This is a genomic window from Rhodococcus sp. NFXS4, assembly GCF_058139645.1.
On the sequence record NZ_CP192221.1, the window covers coordinates 2580578 to 2599313 of the forward strand.

Below are 18736 nucleotides of genomic sequence, written 5' to 3' on the forward strand. Positions count from 1 at the left end.
CGTCGTGTGGTCGCCTCAGTGTGCGGCGTCGTCCCAGGTGCGACCCGTTCCCACGGAGACGTCGAGCGGCACCGACAGCTCGATGGCGTGCGCCATCTTGTCTCGGACCAACGCCTCGACCTCGGCGCGTTCGGACTCGACGACCTCGAGCACCAGTTCGTCGTGCACCTGGAGGAGCATCCGCGAGGTGAGCCCGGCCTCGACCAGTCCGAGCTGGACGTCGATCATCGCGACCTTGATGATGTCGGCCGCGGTGCCCTGGATGGGGGCGTTGAGGGCCGCGCGCTCGGCGACCTCGCGGCGCTGACGATTGTCGCTCGTCAGATCCGGCAGGTAGCGGCGACGTCCGTAGAGAGTCGAGGTGTAGCCGACCTTGCGCGCCGCCTCCACGACCTCGTGCAGATAGTCGCGCACCCCACCGAACCGGGAGAAGTACGCCTCCATCTGCTCCTTGGCCTCCTCGGTGGAGATCTTGAGCTGCTGGGAGAGGCCGTAGGCACTGAGCCCGTACGCCAGTCCGTACGACATCGCCTTGACCCGGCGGCGCAACTCCGGCGTCACCTCGTCGATGGGCACCCCGAAAGCGCGCGACCCGACGAAGCTGTGCAGATCCTCGCCGGTGTTGAAGGCCTCGATGAGCCCCTCGTCCTTGGAGACGTGCGCCATGATCCGCATCTCGATCTGGCTGTAGTCCGCCGTCATCAGCGAGTCGTAACCCTCGCCGACGACGAAGCCCTCCCTGATGCGACGGCCCGCGGACGTCTTGACCGGAATGTTCTGCAGGTTGGGCTCGGTGGAGGACAGCCGACCCGTCGCGGCGATGGTCTGGTTGAACGTGGTGTGGATGCGCCCGTCGTCGCTGACCGACTTGAGCAGACCGTCGACCGTCACCTTGAGCCGCGTGGCGTCCCGGTGATCGAGTAGGTGCCGGAGGAAGGGATGCTCGGTCTTCTCGAACATCGACTGCAGCGCTTCGGCATCGGTGGTGTAGCCGGTCTTGGTGCGCTTGGTCTTGGGCATGTCGAGCTCGTCGAACAGGACCACCTGCAACTGCTTGGGTGACCCGAGGTTGATCTGCTTGCCGATCACCGCGTAGGCCGCCTCGGCGGCGACGCTCACCTCCCCGGCGAACTGGCTCTGCAGGTCGTGCAGATGATCGAGATCGATCGCGATACCGGTGTTCTCGACGGTGGCGAGCACGCCGAGCAGCGGCAGCTCCATGTCCGAGAGCAGCGGCGCGGACTCGATCTCGTCGAGCTCACGGTCCAGCGCGTCCGCGAGATCCAGCACCGCCTGCGCTCGCAGGATCTCCCCCTCGGCCACCGCTGCCTGCGTCTCGTCCTCGCTGTCGAGCAGGGACAGCTGGGCGTCGCCCGCGTCCTCGATGCGCAACTCGCGCTTGAGGTACCGCAGCGACAGGTCGTCGAGCGCGAAGCTCCGCTGCCCCGGTCGGACCAGGTAGGCCGCGAGTGCGGTGTCGCTGGTCAGCCCCGCGACGGGCCATCCGCGACCGCGCAGCGCATGCAACGCCCACTTGGCCTCGTAGAGAGCCTTGGGCCGCGACTCGTTCGCGAACCAGGCCGCGAGTGCCTGCTCGTCCTCGGCGGTGAGCCCGATGGTCTCGACGTAGGCGCCCTCCCCGTCCGCCGACGCGAACGCGACGGCCGACGCGTCACCGTCGAACGGGGACCGCGTCCCCACGACGGAGAGCCCGGTGCGGACACCGTCCTGCGTGTGCGCCTCGAGCCACTCGGCGAGCTCGCCCGGTTCGAGCGCGCGGCCCCGCACCTCGAAGCCCTCCTCCGCCTCCGGCTCGGTCGACGAGAGGGTGGCGAAGAGCCGATCGCGCAACACACGGAACTCGAGATCGTCGAACAGCGCGTGCACCCGCTCGCGGTCCCACGGCGCCAGCTGCAGCTGATCCGGTGTGTACGGCAGAGGGACGTCGCGCACCATCTCGGTGAGTTGACGATTGAGGACGACGCTGGAGAGATTGGCGCGCAGCGCGTCGCCGACCTTGCCGCGCACGGTGTCGACCTTGTCGACCAGGTCCTCGAGGCTGCCGTACTCCCGGATCCACTTGGTGGCGGTCTTCTCCCCCACCCCCGGGATGCCGGGAAGATTGTCGCTGGGGTCTCCGCGCAGCGCCGCGAAGTCCGGATACTGGGCCGGGGTGAGTCCGTACTTGCTCTCGACCTCCGCCGGCGTGAACCGCGTCAGGTCCGAGACGCCCTTGCGCGGGTAGAGGACGGTCACCTGGTCGTTGACCAACTGCAGCGAGTCCCGGTCGCCGGTGACCACCAGCACCCGGTACCCCGCCGCGACCGCCTGCGTGGTGAGGGTGGCGATGATGTCGTCCGCCTCGAAGCCCGGCTCCGCCATCACCGGGATGCCCAGTGCTCCGAGGACGTCCTTGGTGATGTCGATCTGCCCCGCGAACTCGTCGGGCGTCTTGATGCGATTGGCCTTGTACTCCGGGAACTTGTCCGCCCGGAAGGTCTGACGAGAGACGTCGAAGGCCGCGCCGACGTGCGTGGGCGACTCGTCCCGCAGCAGATTGATGAGCATGGAGGTGAACCCGTACACCGCGTTGGTGGTCTGCCCGCTGGTGGTCTTGAAGTTCTCGGCGGGCAGGGCGTAGAAGGCGCGATACGCCACCGAGTGACCGTCGATCAGCATCAGGAGGGGCGAGGACTCGGTTACTGGACTCACGCAGGTCAGTCTAGGGAGGCGTACCGACACGGGCGTGGTCGGCGGTCGACCGCTTCGAAACAAGACTGAAACATCGAAGAAATCGAAGCGGCCGTTCTCGATACCCGGAGCCCGATAGAGTCCGACAATTGCAAGCAGAGCCGAGATTCCTCGGCGTTAGTCGACCGTCCGAGAGGACCCCCGTGCCCCCCTCGAGTCCTCGACGGCCCGGACGAACGACGGCCACCGCCGCCCTCGTCCGCGCGCTCGTCGTCGTACTCCTCGGCCTCATCGCCGCAGCCACCTTCGGTGGAACGGCCCTGGCCCAGGAACCCACTCCGTCCCCCACTCCGAGCTCGAGCTCCCCACCCGCGAGCGGCTCCGAGTCCGACTCCGCTCCACCCGCCGACGCGGTGAACGTCAGCGGCAGCCTGAACAACGCCGGTGAACGCCTCGTCGGCGTCGACGTCGTGGCCCTCGACTCCGGAGAGTCCGAGGTGGCTCGCACCACGTCGGAAACCGGTGGGCGATGGACACTTCCGGTCTCACCCGGCAGTTACACATTCCGCGTCGACCCCGAGACCCTGCCCGACGGTGTCTCCGTGCAGGGCGACGTCGAACGCACCGTGGAGGCAGGTCGCGCCAACACCGTCATCTTCAGTTTCGGTGAGGAACGCAGCGCCACGGTCGTCCCGTTCTACGAGAAGTTCCTGCGCACCACCATCGACGGGCTGCGCTTCGGACTGGTCATCGCGCTCGCCGCGATCGGTCTGAGCCTCATCTTCGGCACCACCGGGCTCACCAACTTCGCCCACGGCGAGTTGGTCACGCTCGGCGCCGTCGCGGCATGGGTCTTCAACCAGAAGCTCGGGATCCAGCTGATCCCGGCGACCGTCCTGGCGGTGATCGTCGGTGTGGCGGTCGGCTGGGCGAACAACGCCGGACTCTGGAGACCGCTGCGCAGACGCAAGACCGGCCTCATCGGCCAACTCGTCGTCTCGATCGGTCTCGCGATCGCCCTGCGGTACCTGATCCTCATCTTCTTCTCCGACCGCGCCGAGCCCTACAAGGACTATCAGGCGCAGGTGCAGCGTGAGTGGGGGCCGTTCGCCATCACCGACGTCAACCTCGCCTGCATCGTCATCAGCGTCGTGGTGCTCGTGCTCGTCGCGCTCATGCTGCAGAAGACCCGTATCGGCAAGGCCATGCGCGCCGTCGCCGACAACCGCGATCTCGCCGCGTCGTCCGGCATCAACGTCGAGCGCGTCGTGACCTTCGTCTGGTGCATGGGTGGCGGTCTCGCCGCTCTGGGCGGCGTGCTGTTCGGGCTCTCCGAGCTCGGCGGACGCGTCCAGTGGGAGATGGGCTTCAAGCTCCTCCTGCTCATGTTCGCCGGCATCACCCTCGGTGGCCTCGGTACGGCGTACGGCGCCCTGCTCGGCTGTGTCATCGTCGGTCTGCTGGTGCAGTGGTCGACGCTCGTGATCAACCCCGACCTCAAATACATCGGAGGATTGCTCGTCTTGATCGTCATCCTCATCGTCCGGCCGCAAGGCATCCTGGGCTCGCGGCAAAGGATCGGCTGACCATGGACATCATCGGAGCAATCCAGGTATCGCTGGCCCAGCTCGTCGGGCCCTCCGCGATCTTCTACGCACTTCTCGCCATCGGACTGAACCTGCACTTCGGCTACGCAGGACTGCTCAACTTCGGTCAGATCGGCTTCGCCCTGCTGGGCGGATACGGCGTCGGCATCATGACCATCACGTACGAACAGCCGCTGTGGCTCGGCATCCTCGTCGGACTCGCGGCAGCCGGTCTCCTCGCGCTCGTGCTCGGTATCCCCACCCTGCGACTGCGGGCGGACTATCTCGCCATCGTCACCATCGCGGCGTCGGAGATCCTGCGACTGGTCTTCCGGTCCACCGCGTCGAACGGTGTCACCGGATCGACCAACGGCCTCTTCGGTTTCGCCGATCCGTTCACCAACCTCAGCCCGTTCGACTCGGGCAAGCAGTACTCGTTCGTCGGCGTGAAGTTCTACGGCGACGACCTGTGGGCCATGGTGGTCGGATGGTCACTGGTGCTGATCCTGTGCGGACTCGTGTACCTGCTCACGCACAGCCCCTGGGGACGCGTCCTCAAGGCGGTGCGCGAGGACGAGGACGCCGCCCGCTCGCTGGGCAAGAACGTCTTCGTCTACAAGATGCAGGCCCTCGTCCTCGGTGGCGTCATCGGCGGTATGGGCGGCGTGTTCAACGCTCTGCAGACCAAGTCGATCAACCCCGACTTCTACTCGACGGCGCAGACCTTCTTCGCCTTCGGCGCACTGATCCTCGGCGGTGCGGCCACGGTCTTCGGTCCGGTCGTCGGAGCCATGCTCTTCTGGTTCTTCCTGTCGATCCCCGACGTGCTGCTGCGTCAGGCCGCCGCCGGCGACGACCCGCTCATTCCGATGACCGAACAGCAGGTCGGCGCCACACGATTCGTCCTCCTCGGCATCCTCATCGCGGTGCTGATGATCTTCCGCCCGCAGGGACTGCTGGGCAACAAGCGGGAGGTACAGCTCGATGCCAAGTAACACCATCGCGGCACGCAAGCCGCTCAGCGCCGAGGTGCGCGCGGCGTTGTTCGCCGACGTCGCGAACACCCCCGGCGTCGCCAAGCCCGACCCGACCATGGTGGTCGACGGCGTGTCCCGGACCTTCGGTGGCCTCAAGGCCGTCGACGTGGCACACCTCGAGATCCAGCGTGGCTGCATCACCGGCCTGATCGGCCCGAACGGCGCCGGCAAGACGACCTTGTTCAACCTGCTCACCGGGTTCGACCAGCCGGACACCGGGTCCTGGTCGATGGACGGCAAGTCGCTGGGCAGGATGACGCCGCACCAGGTGGCGCGCCACGGTGTGGTGCGCACGTTCCAGCTGACGAAGGCACTGTCGAAGCTGACCGTGCTGGACAACGTCCGGCTCGGTGCCACGGGACAGAAGGGTGAGCGGATCTTCAACACGCTCATGCCGTGGACGTGGAAGGCGCAGGAGCGGGAGGTGACCGAGCGTGCGCGGGAACTGCTCGCGCGATTCAAACTCGACGCGAAGTCCGAGGACCTCGCGGGATCCCTCTCCGGCGGACAGCGCAAGCTGCTCGAGATGGCGCGAGCGCTCATGACCGATCCCGCCGTCGTCATGCTCGACGAGCCCATGGCCGGCGTCAATCCCGCACTGACGCAGAGCCTTCTGGGCCACATCAAGTCGCTGCGCGACGACGGCATGACCGTCGTCTTCGTCGAGCACGACATGGACGTGATCCGCGACATCAGTGACTGGGTCGTGGTCATGGCTCAGGGCAGCGTCATCGCCGAGTCCGCGCCCGCGCAGTTGGCGGACAACGAGGCCGTCGTCGACGCGTACCTGGGAAGCCACCACGATCAGGCGCTCGAGTTCGACGCCGACGGAAATCCTGTGGGCGCCACGGCAGAACTGGCCGAGGCGCTCGAGCAGGCCGAGGTCGAGACACTCGAGTCGGGCGGAGATCTCTCCGCGGCCGAACCCGAGATCGGGACGGACAAGAGGACCACGACATGACCGAATCCGGAGCGACCACATCCGGGGGAACCGGGCTCACCGCAGCAGAATTCGCGGCGACACCGGACGAACACCGCCGCCTGGCCACCGACGCGCTCGTGCGTGCCGACGACCTGGTGGCCGGATACATCCCCGGCGTGAACATCCTGAAGGACTGCAACTTCTATCTGAACGACGGCGAGATCGTCGGCATCATCGGCCCCAACGGTGCCGGCAAGTCGACGTTGCTCAAGGCACTCTTCGGTCTCATCCCGATCCGCAGCGGATCCGTCACGCTGCGCGGCGACACCATCACCTCCGCCGAGGCACACGTGCTCGTGACGAAGGGCGTCGGTTACGTTCCGCAGACCCAGAACGTGTTTCCCTCGCTCACCATCGAGGAGAACCTCGAGATGGGGATCTACCTGCGGCCGAAGAAGTTCCAGGAACGGTTCGACTTCGTGAGCGAGCTTTTCCCGCTGCTGTCGGAGCGTCGCAAGATCAAGGCGGGCGCACTGTCCGGTGGCGAGCGGCAGATGGTCGCCATGGGCCGCGCGCTGATGATGGAACCGTCCGTGCTGCTGCTCGACGAGCCGTCGGCCGGACTGTCTCCGATGTTCCAGGACGAGGTCTTCATCCGCTGCAAGAAGATCAACGCGGCAGGCGTCTCCATCATCATGGTGGAGCAGAATGCTCGCCGGTGCCTCCAGATCTGTGACCGCGGCTACGTGCTGGATCAGGGCAAGAATGCGTACACCGACACCGGCACGAACCTGATGAACGACCCCAAGGTCATCGAGCTGTACCTCGGCACGTTGGCGGGGAGCAAAGAGAAGAAGTAGTACCCGCGCACACCGACAGGGGCGCTCCGAGTTCGCTCGGGGCGCCCTTCTCGCTGTCTGCGGCCCCTCACCCTCGGCGAGTACGTCCGAAGTGCCGTGCAACGAGCCGTATTCACAGCACTGTCGACGTACTCGCGGACGGGGAGCCCCGAGCACGACAGCAGAAAGGGCCCGACTCCAGTGGAGTCGGGCCCGTTCCGGGCTACTGCAGATCAGCCGCCGACGACGATGTAGTCCTCGGTGGTGAGCTTGTTGTCCGGTCCGAAGACCAGCTTGCCGTACGAGCCGACGGACGGCTCGCCGCCGTCGGTGAACGCGAGCTCACCGGTGACACCGTCGTAGTCGATGTCGGTTCCGGCCTTCACCAGCGGCAGGCACTCCTGGAACGTGGTGCACTTCGTTCCGTCCTTGGTGACGGAGTTGATGTTCGCCGCGATGTCGACACCCGCGGTGGACTTCGCCTGCTCTGCGGCCAGGGCGGAGATCACGACGGCGTCGTAGGACTCACCGGCGTAGTTGAAGTCGACCAGAGCCGGGTTGACGGCCTTGAGACGGTCCTGGAAACCGGCGCCCACGTCGGTGAGCGGCGTGGTGCCACGCATGGTGTCGAGCAGGCCGGGTCCGACCGACTCGCCGAGGGCGTTGCCCATGTTGCCGTCGACGCCGTAGACGGCGGTGCCGTCCGACGGTCCGATGCCGATCTCGTGCATACGAGTGATGATCTTCGCCGACTCCTCGAAGCCGATGATGGCGACGGCGTCCGGGTTGAAGTTCTTCACCTGGTCCACCTCGGCGTTGAACGACTGCGCGTTGGGGTCGTAGATGATCTTCTGGATCTGGTCGGACGCGATACCGGCGTCCTCGAGGTTGGTGACAGTGTTGCTCGCCAGGCCCGTACCGTACGGGTCGTTGAGCGCGAGGATGGAGACGCGCTGGCCGCCGTCCTCGGCGATGAGCTGCGAGAGCGCCTGTGCCTGAAGCACATCGGTCGGTGCCGTGCGGAAGTACTGGCCCTTGTCCGCGTAGCAGACGAACTGGTCGGAGGTGTTGGCCGGCGAGATCTGCACGACGCCGGCGCTGGCGATCTTGTCGATGACCTTGAGGGACACCGAGGACGACGCTGCACCCAGGATGACACTGACGCCGGCCGCGAGCTCGCGGTCGACGGTGCTGTTCGCGGTGTCCGTGGTGGTGTCGCCCGAGTCGCCGGGGATGAGCTCCATCGGCTGGTCGAGAACGCCACCGGCGCCGTTGACGTCGTTGACTGCGAGCTGCACGCCGGCGACCTCGGGCGGGCCGAGGAAGGCGAGGCTACCGGTCTCGGGAAGCAGTGTGCCGAGCTTGAGCGGAGTGGTCACCGGCGTCGCGCCGGCAGTTGCCTGCTCGGGTGTGCAGTCGGTGTCCACGGTGGCCTCCGCAGCTGCGGAAGAGCCGCCGGCAGCGCTGGTTTCGCTGCCGGAACTCGAATCGTCGCTCGAGGAACAGCCGAACAGGGCGAGCGAAGCGACGCTCACCACCGCAGCCGTCCGAACGATGGTTCGTCTTGCCATCTGTCGTCTCCTAGAAATATGTGCGTCACGCACCCGATACCGTGACGCTCGTGAAGGAGAACCTATCGCTCCCCGACGGTTCGCGACCCGTGGAACAAGCCCTGTGACCTTACTGTGACGTCTACGCAGCCAGTTTTAACGCGGCCGTAGCCTGGCACAGTCTTCGAGGCCGGATCACGGCACTCGGTGTCACGCGACGGGGGCGTCTCCGAGCGTCTCGATGACGACGGAGGCGACCGCTTTCATGGTGGTGCGGCGGTCCATCGCGGCCCGCTGGATCCACGTGAAGGCCTCCGGCTCGGAGAGCGACTGGGACGTCATCAGCAGACCCTTGGCGCGCTCGATGAGTTTGCGCGTGTCGAGGCGGTCGTGGAGATCCGCGATCTCGGTCTCCAGCGCGGAGATCTCGGTGAACCGGCTGGCGGCCAATTCCACGGCGGGCACGAGGTCCGCCTTCGTGAAGGGCTTCACCAGATACGCCATGGCGCCGGCGTCGCGGGCCCTCTCGACGAGCTCGCGCTGACTGAAGGCCGTCAGGATCACGACCGGAGCCAACCGAGCCGCGGCGATCTCGGAGGCCGCGTCGATACCGTCTCGACGCGGCATCTTCACGTCCATGATCACCAGATCCGGAACCAGGGCGCGGACGAGGTCCACCGCTTCCTGACCGTCCGCGGCCTCGCCGACGACGTCGTACCCCTCCTCGCGCAACATCTCCACGAGGTCCAGCCGAATGAGTGACTCGTCCTCCGCGACCACCACACGACGTGGCTGCGACGGTGCCGGTGTGTTCACGCTGACTCGCCCTCCCTCGATGCACTGCTCCCCCGCGGCGGCGCCGTTCTCGACGCTGCGCCCGGGCCGTCGTCAGGGTACCGGTGCACCGCATCCGGCACCGATCTTCTACACTCGGTGACCGCACCAGCTCGCCCCGCGAGCGGTTCGCCCTCGTATCCCAATTGGCAGAGGAAACGGATTCAAAACCCGTGCAGTGTGAGTTCGAGTCTCACCGAGGGCACCAGTACATCTCCCCCGCAGCCGCTCAGGCCATCGATCGAACGTCCAGCGAGAGCGCGAATCCCGCTTCGGCCGCCCCCGTCGTCAGGCGCAGCACGTGGCGCCCCACCCGTCGGCATGCGAAGGAGATCGGGAACGCCACAGCCTGCTGCTCCCCCTCGAGGTGACCGGCGACGGGCAGTTCGAACACGTGCAGAGGCTCGTCCTCGCCGTCCGTGATCTCCACCCGTACCCGCTCACCCGACACGTCGTCGGGGCCACGCTGCAGCAGGACCACCAGGTAGGCCTCGACGGGCTGCGCGAGGGACGGGAGCACACACCAGTCCCAGATGCCGCCGAGCACGTCGAGCTTCTGGTCCGACTGGCGCGCGTAGTCGGCGAAGAAGGCACTCGTGACGATCATCGGACGACCCCGGCGGTGGGCACCGTGATCTGATGGGACGACAGAACCGCCGCATCATCGAAAGGCTCCGTCGTGTCCGTTCTGCTCTCCGCCGCCGTCGTCGCGGCGGGTGTCGGTTCCGCTGCGGTGGCCGGCGTCCTGCTGGCCTTCTCCATCGCCGTGATGCCGGCGCTGGGCGTACAGCCCGCGTCCGCCGCCTCGGCGGTGATGACGCGCGTGAACGTGGTCATCGTCGCTCCCGTCTTCATGGTCCTGCTGTTCGGTACCGCGGCGGCATCGGTCCTCGCCGCCGTCACCGCGTTCCTCGAGCCTGGCACACCCGCCGTTCTCGTCGCAGCGGCGGCGGCGCTCTACGTCGCGGGCTGCCTCGGCGTGACCGTCGCCGTCAACGTGCCGCTCAACGATCGGCTCGCTGCCGCGGAGGACGTGTGGCCCGAGTACCTCACTCGGTGGACCCGGTGGAACCACGTCCGCGTGGTCGCAGGACTGGGTGCGTCGGTGCTGTTCGTCGTCGCCGGTGTCGCAGCATGACGGTGGTGCACGGCTTCGCCCCGCTCGTCGGCGACTCGCCGCACACGCTGGTGCTCGGTTCCATGCCGGGGGTCGCGTCGCTGACGGCCGAGCAGTACTACGCCCATCCGCGGAATGCGTTCTGGCCCATCATGACTCACCTCTTCCACCTACCCGGGGATGCCGGTTACGCAGAGCGCGTGCGCGCACTCACGGCCGCGGGCGTCGCGGTGTGGGACGTTCTCGAACTGTGCACTCGCGAGGGCAGTCTCGACTCGGCCATCGAGAGCGACACGGTGGTGCCGAACGACATCGACGCGCTGCTCACGGCCCACCCCATCCTGGACCGCATCGTGTTCAACGGCGCCGCGGCGGCGCGGCTGTTCGCTCGCCACGTGGCGCTGTCCCGGCCCGTCGAGACGTTCCGTCTGCCGTCCACCAGCCCTGCCCATGCCGCCCTGAGCACGGCGGCGAAGGTCGACGCCTGGCGCATCGTCGCGAGGGACGACCGGTGACCGCGACGGCCTCGAGTCTGCGCTTCGCGCTCCTCGTCACCGCCGCGAGCGGGTTCCTCGATGCCTACACCTACGTCAGCCGAGGCGGCGTCTTCGCCAACGCGCAGACGGGCAACGTCATCTTCCTGGCGATCGAGGTGTCGCGGACGCACTGGCGGGACGCGGCCCAACACCTCTGGCCGATCCTCGCGTTCGTGGTCGGTGTCTCGATCGCCAACGTCATCAAGACGGGACGCGCCGAACGCCGAGTGCACCGGCCGATCCGGTGGTCCATCGCGGCGCAGGCAGCCATCCTCGCCGTGGTGGGCTTCGTACCCGCAACGGTGCCGAATGCGCTGGTCACCGTGCCGATCTCTTTCATCGCCGCGCTGCAGATCGCCCTGTTCCGGAACATCGGCGATCTCAACTACATCGCGATCGCGATGACCGGAAATCTGATGCGCGTGACCGAGGCCGGCTTCGCTGCGATCGTCGACCGCGACTCCGCCGGCCGACGGGCGTTCGGTGTCTACAGCGCCGTGATCGCCGTGTTCGTCCTCGGCGCACTGGCCGGCGCCGCCGCGACCGGGTCCGTCGGCGTCCGCGCCGCGTGGATACCGGCCGCAGTGTTGGCGGCGACGCTCGCGATCTTCGTCATCGACGAGCGCACGCCCTGAACACCCCGGTCAGTCGTGGCTCACCGGTGACCCCGATGCGACCATGCCCCGCGCCAGCTCGAGTCGACGTCGGACGGCCGTGATCAACTCGTCGTCCGTCAGCGCGGCGGCACTGGCGGCCAACTCGATCGACGCGTCGACTTCTCGAGGCTCGAGGTAGCGCGCGACGACGAGCGCCTCCACCGGATTCCGACCGAAGTGCCGTGCGACCGCGATCACGCGATCCGCACTCGGCGTGTTCTTCCCCAGTTTCCATCTCGAGACCGACGCGGGGTCCACCCCTGCAGCCCGCGCGATCTCCACTTGTGATGCTCTGTCTGTGACGCGGTTCAGATACTCCCACCACGTCTCCCCCACCCCGGACGTCTGATCCATGGCGCGAACACTACTGACACGGACGCAAGTTCACGCGCAGTGTGTCGATTGCCCGCCCGCCAGTGCATGTGTACCTTTCGTCTCGTGCGCGCAACGAGCGCGACACGATCGATCACCGGGGGGAATCGATGGCGTATCTCGAGCTGGACCGCGACGGGCTGGAACGACTACGGCGCTTCGCTCACATCACGACCGACGGGCAACTGGCCGAACGCATCGGGGTCGACCCGGCCACGGTCTCCCGCATTCTCAGCGGGAAGTGCGCGCCCGGAACGAAATTCATCGCCGGCCTGCTCTCGGAGTTCGGGACCGACCGCTTCGACGACGTCTTCGTGGTGACCGACGACCGCGTCATCGTGCCGGGAAATGGCGGATGAGCCCTTCCTGCACCACGGTTGCCACCAATTCTCCTCCGCGCGAGAAGAATCGGCCGGTGGCCAGTCCGCGGGACCCCGCGGCGACCGGCGACTCGGTGGCGTAGAGCATCCACTCGTCGAAGCGGAACGGACGGTGGAACCAGATGGAATGGTTCACTGTCGCGGCCACGATGCGGTCGAAACCCCAGGACAGACCGTGTGTGGTGATGATCGAGTCGAGCACCGTCGTGTCCGACGCGTATCCCATCGTGGCGACGTGCAGAGCGGGATCGTCGGGCAACGGTCCGTCGGACTTCATCCATACCCTGTTGTGGTTCGACCGTTCTCCGGTGCCCTTCATGATCCAGGCCGGATCATTGGCGTACCGCATGTCGATCGGCTTCAGCGCGTCCACGAACATCTTCAGACGGTCCTCGTACCCGTCGAAGTGGTTGCCCAGCGGCGGCAGCGATTCCGGGTACTCCACCTCGGGCCACTCGACGCTGTGCTCGAGGCCGCCGCGCGAGTCCTGGTAGGCGGCGAGCATGACGAACAGCTCCTCGTCACCCTGGTAAGCCGTCACCTGACGGTTGGCGAAGGCGCGGCCGTCACGATGACGTTCCACGCGGAAAGTGATGTCTCGCTTGACATCTCCGCCGCGAATGAAGTGTGCGTTGATGGCGTGGATCGGCCTCGCCCCGCTGACGGTGCGGCCGGCCGCGACCAGCGCCTGGGCGACCAGCTGTCCGCCGAACGTTCTGCTCCCGACCTCTGCCGGGTGACGGCCGACGTAGGTGTTCTCGTCGACCTCCGTGAGGTCGAGGATGTCCAGCAACACGTCGAGGTCGCGTGAGCGCCCCGCCGTGGCGATCGGCGCGTCCCCCCGACGCGCCGATTCCGGTCTGTCGACCGTTCCCCCCAGTTCGGTCACTTACCGGTCCTCTTCTCCGATTCGGTGCACGTGGATCAAGTTGGTGGAGCCTACAGTGCCGGGAGGCGCACCGGCGACGATCACGACCTGGTCGCCGCGGTGATATCGGTCGAGCTCGAGCAACGACTTGTCGACCTCACGCACCATGCCGTCGGTGGTGTCGACGAACGGCACCAGGAACGTCTCGGTGCCCCAGGTCAGAGCGAGCTGACTGCGCACCTCGGGGATGGACGTGAAGGCCAGCAGCGGCAGCCGCGAATGCAGACGCGCCATGCGCCGCACGGTGTCACCGGACTGCGTGAAGGCAACGAGAGCGCGTGCGTCGAGCCGCTCTCCGATGTCGCGAGCCGCGTAGGAGATAACACCGCGCTTGGTGCGCGGAGTGTGGGTGAGCGCCGGAACCGCGTCGCCCTCCATCTCGACGGTCTCCACGATGCGTGCCATCGTGCGCACCGTCTCCATGACGAACTTGCCGACGGAGGTCTCGCCGGACAGCATGACGGCGTCGGTGCCGTCGAGCACCGCGTTCGCGACGTCGGACGCCTCCGCGCGGGTGGGACGCGAGTTCTCGATCATCGACTCGAGCATCTGCGTGGCGACGATGACAGGCTTGGCGTTGGCGCGCGCGATCTGGATGGCGCGCTTCTGCACCAGCGGCACCTGCTCGAGCGGGAGCTCGACACCGAGGTCACCACGCGCGACCATCACCGCGTCGAACGCGAGGACGATGGCCTCGAGGTTGTCGACCGCTTCCGGCTTCTCGATCTTGGCGATGACGGGGACCCGGCGGCCCACCCGGTCCATGATCGCGTGCACCAGCTCGACGTCGGCCGGCGACCGCACGAACGACAGTGCGATGAAGTCGACTCCCAGGGCCAGAGCGAACTCGAGATCCTCGGTGTCCTTGTCCGACATGGCGGGAACCGACACGTCCATGCCGGGGAGGGACACGCCCTTGTTGTTGCTGACGGGGCCGCCCTCGGTCACGCGGCAGAGGACGTCGTTGCCCTCGACACCGGTGACGACCAGACCGACCTTGCCGTCGTCGACGAGGAGGCGATCGCCTTCCTTGGCGTCCTGCGCGAGTTCCTTGTAGGTGGTGGAGACCCGATCGTGGGTGCCCTCGCACTCCTCGACCGTGATGCGGATCAGCTCACCGTTGGCCCAGGTGGTCTTGCCCTCCTTGAACCGGCCCAGCCGGATCTTCGGACCCTGCAGGTCGGCGAGGATGCCCACGGCCTTCCCGGTGGCGTTCGACGCCGCACGCACCCGCTTGTAGTTCGCCTCGTGGTCGGGGTAGTCGCCGTGGCTGAAATTCAGCCGAGCCACATCCATTCCGCTCTCGACGAGTTCCTTGATTCTCTCGTCGGTGGCAGTCGCCGGTCCCAGGGTGCATACGATCTTCGTCCGTCGGGTCACGGGCGCAAGCCTAGTCCCCGCCGGACCCGATTCCTATCGACGACGCCGCTCTATGTCCTGACAATTGGGCTACTGGCCAGTAGTTAACCGGGAGGTCGTTCAGGGTTTGAGAAGTCGGCCGTTCCCGTCGCGGACCTTGCTCACGAGCATCACGATGCCGTCGACGAGGCACCACAGCCAGACGGCCGCGTAGAGCGGGATACCGATCAACGCGCCGATGATCGTCACGGTCAGCAGGACGCTCACGATGAACGACACGAGCTGCGCGACGCCGAGCACCGTCGAGCCGATGTAGAACCGGCCGATGCCGAGCGGCAGACCGAAGAGCAGCGGGGCCAACTGGAGAACACCTGCCGTCACCTTCGACTTGTCGCCGAACGGTTCACCCGTCCCCATGTCTCGACCGAACGGCGCCATCGGATCGACGCCGTGGCCGCCCGCGAACGGTGGCTGCCCGTACTGCGGCTGCTGACCGTACTGGGGCTGCCCGTACTGCGGCTGGGCGTACTGGGGCTGACCGTACTGGGGCTGGGCGTACGGGGTGTCCGCGGCCGGCCGTGCGGACCAGTCCGTCGACTCGGGCTCACGATTCCAGGAGCCGTACTCGCCGACCGGGTAGCCGAAGGCAGCCGTGTCACCGGCCGACGGTTCGGGGTACGTCCCGGGCGACGGGTAGGACGGGTAGGCGCCGGAACCCGGACCCTCGCCGAAACTGGCGTTGGTGTTCCACCCCGGACCGGGAGTGCTCCCGGTGACGTCGTCGGACCCCACGGGGTCCGAGCCGGTCGACTTCTTCGTCAGGTCAGGCTTGTCCGGATCGGTCACGTCCCTCGTCCTCACTCGTCGTCGGGGTGGTCACCTCGTCGGTGGATCGGTCCTCGTCCTTCGCCGGAGCATCGGCGTCCGCCTCGTCCGTCACCTCGCCGTCAGGCTCGACCTCGTCGGTCCGGGTGCGCAGCATGGCCGGTTCCTCACGACCCTTGGGCGCGAGGACGACGTACGCCAGCGCGAGCAGGAAGACGATGCCGGAGGTGAACGAGTTGACGCGGATGCCGCCGATCAGCGTCGCGAAGTCGCTGCGCATCAGCTCGATGACGAAGCGTCCGGCGCAGTAGCCCGCGACGTACAGGGCGAAGATGCGGCCGTGTCCGAGGCGGAAGCGACGGTCGACCAGCACCAGGAGCACGACGACGACGACGTTCCACAACAGTTCGTACAGGAACGTCGGATGCACGACCCGCTCGACGATTCCGGTGGAGACGCCGGCCAGGGAGTCGACCCGACCGTTGGCGTCGACGCGTTCGTAGATCTCAAGGCCCCACGGCAGGGTGGTGTCGCGTCCGTAGAGCTCCTGGTTGAAGTAGTTGCCGATGCGGCCGATGGCCTGCGCGAGGAGGATGCCCGGCGCGACGGCGTCGCCGAAGGCCGGGAGCGGTATCCCGCGTCGCCTGCAGGCGATCCACGCGCCGACACCACCCAGGAAGACGGCGCCCCAGATGCCGAGACCGCCCTGCCAGATCTTGAGGGCGTCGATCGGATTGCCACCCTCGCCGAAGTACGTCGGCGCGTCGGTGATGACGTGGTAGAGCCGACCGCCGATGAGACCGAACGGCACGGCCCACACGGCGACGTCGAGGACGGTCCCCTTGTCGCCGCCGCGGGCGACCCAGCGGCGGTCACCCCACACGATCGCGACGACGATGCCGACGATGATGAAGAAGGCGTACGCCCGCAGTGCGAGCGGCCCGACGTACCAGACGCCCTGCGGCGGACTGGGGATGTAGGCGAGCACGGCGGTGTTCGCCGCGAGCATCACGACGCGGCCTTCGCCGACCGCACGCCCTCGGCGAGTTCTGCGGTGAGCGCGGAGACGGCGCCGACACCCTGGTCGACGGCGGAGACGAGCGCGGATCCGACGATGACGGCGTCGGCGTACGCGGCGATCTCCGCGGCCTGGGCACCGGAACGCACCCCGAGGCCGATGCCGATGGGGATGTCGGAGTGCACGCGGATGCGGGACACCAGTGCGGGCGCGGCAGAGGACACCGCATCGCGGGCACCCGTCACGCCCATGGTCGACGCGGCGTAGACGAAACCGCTGCTCGACTGCACGGTGCGCGAGAGACGCTCCTCCGTCGACGACGGTGCGACGAGGAAGATGCGATCGAGCCCGTGCTCCTCGGAGGCGCCGAGCCAGTCGCCGGCCTCGTCGGGGATCAGGTCCGGCGTGATCATGCCGACGCCGCCCGCCGACGCGAGATTCGCGGCGAACTCGGTCACGCCGTACTTCATGACCGGGTTCCAGTACGTCATGACGACGGCCTTGCCACCGGCGTCGGCGATGGTCTCGACCACGGTGAAGACGTCGCGGACGCGGGCGCCGTTGGCCAGGGCGCGCCCTGCGGCGGCCGCGATGGTGGGGCCGTCCATGACGGGATCGGAGTACGGGACGCCGACCTCGATGATGTCGCAGCCGCTGTCGACGAGCGCGCGCACGGCGTCGATCGACTCGGGCACCGTCGGGAACCCGGCGGGCAGGTAGCCGACGAGGGCCGCGCGGTGCTCACCGCGGGTGTGGTCGAAGACCGGGCCCAACCGCGACGGACCGGAGTGCACCGGGATGGGGGTGGGGGTGCTCACGTCACGTTGCCCTTCTCGTCCAGGATGCCGAACCACTTCGCGGCGGTGTCGACGTCCTTGTCTCCGCGACCGGAGAGGTTGACCAGGATCATGGCGCCGTCACCGAGTTCACGGCCGAGCTTCACGGCACCCGCGATGGCGTGCGCGGACTCGATCGCCGGGATGATGCCCTCGGTCTTGCACAGCAGAGTGAAGGCCTCCATGGCCTCCGTGTCGGTGATGGGTCGGTACTCGGCTCGCCCGATGTCGTTGAGGTACGAGTGCTCCGGTCCGACGCCCGGGTAGTCGAGCCCGGCGGAGATGGAGTGCGAGTCGATGGTCTGACCGTCCTCGTCCTGCAGCAAGTACGAGAAGGCGCCGTGAAGGGCGCCGGGCGAACCCGCACCGATGGTCGCGGCGTGGCGACCCGTCTCGATGCCGTCGCCGGCTGCCTCGTACCCGATCAGCCGGACGTCCGCGTCGTCGATGAAGGCGTGGAAGATGCCGATGGCGTTCGACCCGCCGCCGACGCACGCGGCGATGGCGTCGGGAAGCCGGCCGTGATCGTGCAGCATCTGCGCGCGTGCCTCCATGCCGATGATGCGCTGGAAATCGCGGACCATCATGGGGAACGGGTGCGGTCCGGCGACCGTGCCGAAGCAGTAGTAGGTCTCGTCCGCGTTGGTCACCCAGTCGCGCAGCGCCTCGTTGATGGCGTCCTTGAGTGTGCGCGAGCCGGACGTCACCGCGACGACGTCGGAACCGAGGAGCTTCATCCGGGCGACGTTGAGGGCCTGACGCTCGGTGTCCACCTCGCCCATGTAGACGAGGCACTCGAGGCCGAGCAGCGCACAGGCCGTGGCCGTGGCGACGCCGTGCTGGCCGGCGCCGGTCTCGGCGATGACGCGGGTCTTGCCCATCCGCTTGGCGAGCAGCACCTGGCCCAGCACGTTGTTGATCTTGTGCGAACCGGTGTGGTTGAGGTCCTCGCGCTTGAGGAAGATGCGGGCCCCACCGGCCTGCTTCGACAGATTCGCCGCCTCGAAGATCGGCGACGGGCGACCGGTGTAGTCGCGCTGCAGACGATCGAGCTCGTCGAGGAAGTCTCGATCTCCGCGCGCCTTGGCGTACTCGGTGGTGACTTCCTCGATGACGCCCATGAGCGCCTCGGGCACGTAGCGGCCGCCGTACTTACCGAAGTGTCCGCCGAGGTCGGGGTCGTGATCGGTGCGATCGGTGATGCCGTCGCTCGAGTTCGGAAGATAGCTGGTAGTCACGGTGTCGAGTCT

At 67.4% G+C, this 18736-nt stretch carries 19 protein-coding genes and 1 tRNA gene; 9 read left to right on the plus strand and 11 right to left on the minus strand.

From position 1 onward, the window contains the following. Positions 1-15: 15 nt before the first annotated feature. Positions 16-2679 (minus strand): DNA polymerase I, encoded by a 2664-nt coding sequence (gene polA, locus J4E04_RS12045; protein WP_490150542.1) that lies wholly within the window; start codon positions 2677-2679, stop codon positions 16-18. 215 nt (positions 2680-2894) lie between these two features. On the opposite strand from polA, the gene J4E04_RS12050 reads away from it, so the two are divergent. Genes J4E04_RS12050 through J4E04_RS12065 form a run of 4 tightly spaced genes read left to right on the plus strand, consistent with a single transcriptional unit; the run spans position 2895 to position 7096 of the window. Continuing rightward, positions 2895-4277: a branched-chain amino acid ABC transporter permease gene (locus tag J4E04_RS12050; protein WP_027506768.1), complete on the plus strand. Its 1383-nt coding sequence runs from the start codon at positions 2895-2897 to the stop codon at positions 4275-4277. A gap of 2 nt (positions 4278-4279) precedes the next feature. Continuing rightward, positions 4280-5272 (plus strand): branched-chain amino acid ABC transporter permease, encoded by a 993-nt coding sequence (locus J4E04_RS12055; protein ID WP_027506769.1) that lies wholly within the window; start codon positions 4280-4282, stop codon positions 5270-5272. Beyond that, positions 5262-6275: an ABC transporter ATP-binding protein gene (locus J4E04_RS12060; RefSeq protein ID WP_027506770.1), complete on the plus strand. Its 1014-nt coding sequence runs from the start codon at positions 5262-5264 to the stop codon at positions 6273-6275. Before J4E04_RS12055 ends, J4E04_RS12060 begins: the two co-directional genes overlap by 11 nt. After that, positions 6272-7096: an ABC transporter ATP-binding protein gene (locus J4E04_RS12065; RefSeq protein ID WP_027506771.1), complete on the plus strand. Its 825-nt coding sequence runs from the start codon at positions 6272-6274 to the stop codon at positions 7094-7096. The genes J4E04_RS12060 and J4E04_RS12065 overlap by 4 nt, the downstream gene beginning before the upstream one ends. A 212-nt stretch (positions 7097-7308) precedes the next feature. On the opposite strand, the gene J4E04_RS12070 is transcribed toward J4E04_RS12065, so the two are convergent. Further along, positions 7309-8646, minus strand: a complete 1338-nt coding sequence (locus J4E04_RS12070) for an ABC transporter substrate-binding protein (RefSeq protein WP_027506772.1) — start codon at positions 8644-8646, stop codon at positions 7309-7311. Positions 8647-8835: 189 nt separating this feature from the next. Further along, complete coding sequence (locus J4E04_RS12075) at positions 8836-9441, minus strand: ANTAR domain-containing response regulator (RefSeq protein WP_027506773.1); 606 nt, start codon at positions 9439-9441, stop codon at positions 8836-8838. 149 nt (positions 9442-9590) lie between these two features. Between J4E04_RS12075 and J4E04_RS12080 the strand changes: the two genes are divergently transcribed. Further along, positions 9591-9667 (plus strand) — tRNA-Leu (locus J4E04_RS12080). A gap of 21 nt (positions 9668-9688) precedes the next feature. Here J4E04_RS12080 and J4E04_RS12085 read toward each other — a convergent pair. Further along, positions 9689-10066 (minus strand): hypothetical protein, encoded by a 378-nt coding sequence (locus J4E04_RS12085; RefSeq protein WP_490148682.1) that lies wholly within the window; start codon positions 10064-10066, stop codon positions 9689-9691. 72 nt (positions 10067-10138) lie between these two features. Here J4E04_RS12085 and J4E04_RS12090 point away from each other — a divergent pair, with 72 nt between their 5' ends. From J4E04_RS12090 to J4E04_RS12100, 3 genes are read left to right on the plus strand one after another with little or no spacing between them, the layout of a single operon-like run. After that, complete coding sequence (locus tag J4E04_RS12090; RefSeq protein ID WP_490148683.1) at positions 10139-10597, plus strand: anthrone oxygenase family protein; 459 nt, start codon at positions 10139-10141, stop codon at positions 10595-10597. Then, the gene (locus J4E04_RS12095) at positions 10594-11091 is read left to right on the plus strand and encodes a DNA-deoxyinosine glycosylase (protein WP_490148684.1); all 498 of its coding nucleotides are present in this window, start codon (positions 10594-10596) and stop codon (positions 11089-11091) included. The genes J4E04_RS12090 and J4E04_RS12095 overlap by 4 nt, the downstream gene beginning before the upstream one ends. Then, a complete protein-coding gene (locus tag J4E04_RS12100; protein ID WP_056447941.1) occupies positions 11088-11747 on the plus strand; it encodes a YoaK family protein in 660 nt (219 codons plus the stop codon). Before J4E04_RS12095 ends, J4E04_RS12100 begins: the two co-directional genes overlap by 4 nt. Positions 11748-11756: 9 nt before the next feature. Here the strand turns inward: J4E04_RS12100 and J4E04_RS12105 are convergent, their stop codons facing one another. After that, positions 11757-12122 carry a helix-turn-helix domain-containing protein gene (locus J4E04_RS12105; RefSeq protein ID WP_082544652.1) on the minus strand — a complete coding sequence of 122 codons (366 nt, stop codon included), beginning with the start codon at positions 12120-12122 and terminating at the stop codon, positions 11757-11759. Positions 12123-12250: 128 nt separating this feature from the next. Between J4E04_RS12105 and J4E04_RS12110 the strand changes: the two genes are divergently transcribed. Continuing rightward, positions 12251-12499, plus strand: coding sequence for a helix-turn-helix transcriptional regulator (locus tag J4E04_RS12110; protein ID WP_490148685.1), 249 nt, complete (start codon positions 12251-12253; stop codon positions 12497-12499). Here the strand turns inward: J4E04_RS12110 and J4E04_RS12115 are convergent. The 6 genes from J4E04_RS12115 to trpB all read right to left on the minus strand — a co-directional run bounded on the left by J4E04_RS12115 (position 12474) and on the right by trpB (position 18724). Then, positions 12474-13349 (minus strand): acyl-CoA thioesterase, encoded by an 876-nt coding sequence (locus J4E04_RS12115; protein WP_027506779.1) that lies wholly within the window; start codon positions 13347-13349, stop codon positions 12474-12476. The two genes, J4E04_RS12110 and J4E04_RS12115, sit on opposite strands and share 26 nt — an antisense overlap. A gap of 60 nt (positions 13350-13409) precedes the next feature. Next, complete coding sequence (pyk, locus tag J4E04_RS12120; protein WP_027506780.1) at positions 13410-14828, minus strand: pyruvate kinase; 1419 nt, start codon at positions 14826-14828, stop codon at positions 13410-13412. Positions 14829-14927: 99 nt separating this feature from the next. Further along, positions 14928-15653 carry a TM2 domain-containing protein gene (locus tag J4E04_RS12125; protein ID WP_051613589.1) on the minus strand — a complete coding sequence of 242 codons (726 nt, stop codon included), beginning with the start codon at positions 15651-15653 and terminating at the stop codon, positions 14928-14930. Further along, positions 15631-16641: a prolipoprotein diacylglyceryl transferase gene (gene lgt, locus J4E04_RS12130; protein ID WP_490150543.1), complete on the minus strand. Its 1011-nt coding sequence runs from the start codon at positions 16639-16641 to the stop codon at positions 15631-15633. Before lgt ends, J4E04_RS12125 begins: the two co-directional genes overlap by 23 nt. Next, positions 16641-17444 carry a tryptophan synthase subunit alpha gene (gene trpA, locus J4E04_RS12135; RefSeq protein WP_490150544.1) on the minus strand — a complete coding sequence of 268 codons (804 nt, stop codon included), beginning with the start codon at positions 17442-17444 and terminating at the stop codon, positions 16641-16643. The genes lgt and trpA overlap by 1 nt, the downstream gene beginning before the upstream one ends. Positions 17445-17464: 20 nt before the next feature. After that, positions 17465-18724 (minus strand): tryptophan synthase subunit beta, encoded by a 1260-nt coding sequence (gene trpB, locus J4E04_RS12140; RefSeq protein ID WP_027506783.1) that lies wholly within the window; start codon positions 18722-18724, stop codon positions 17465-17467. Positions 18725-18736 lie beyond the last annotated feature (12 nt).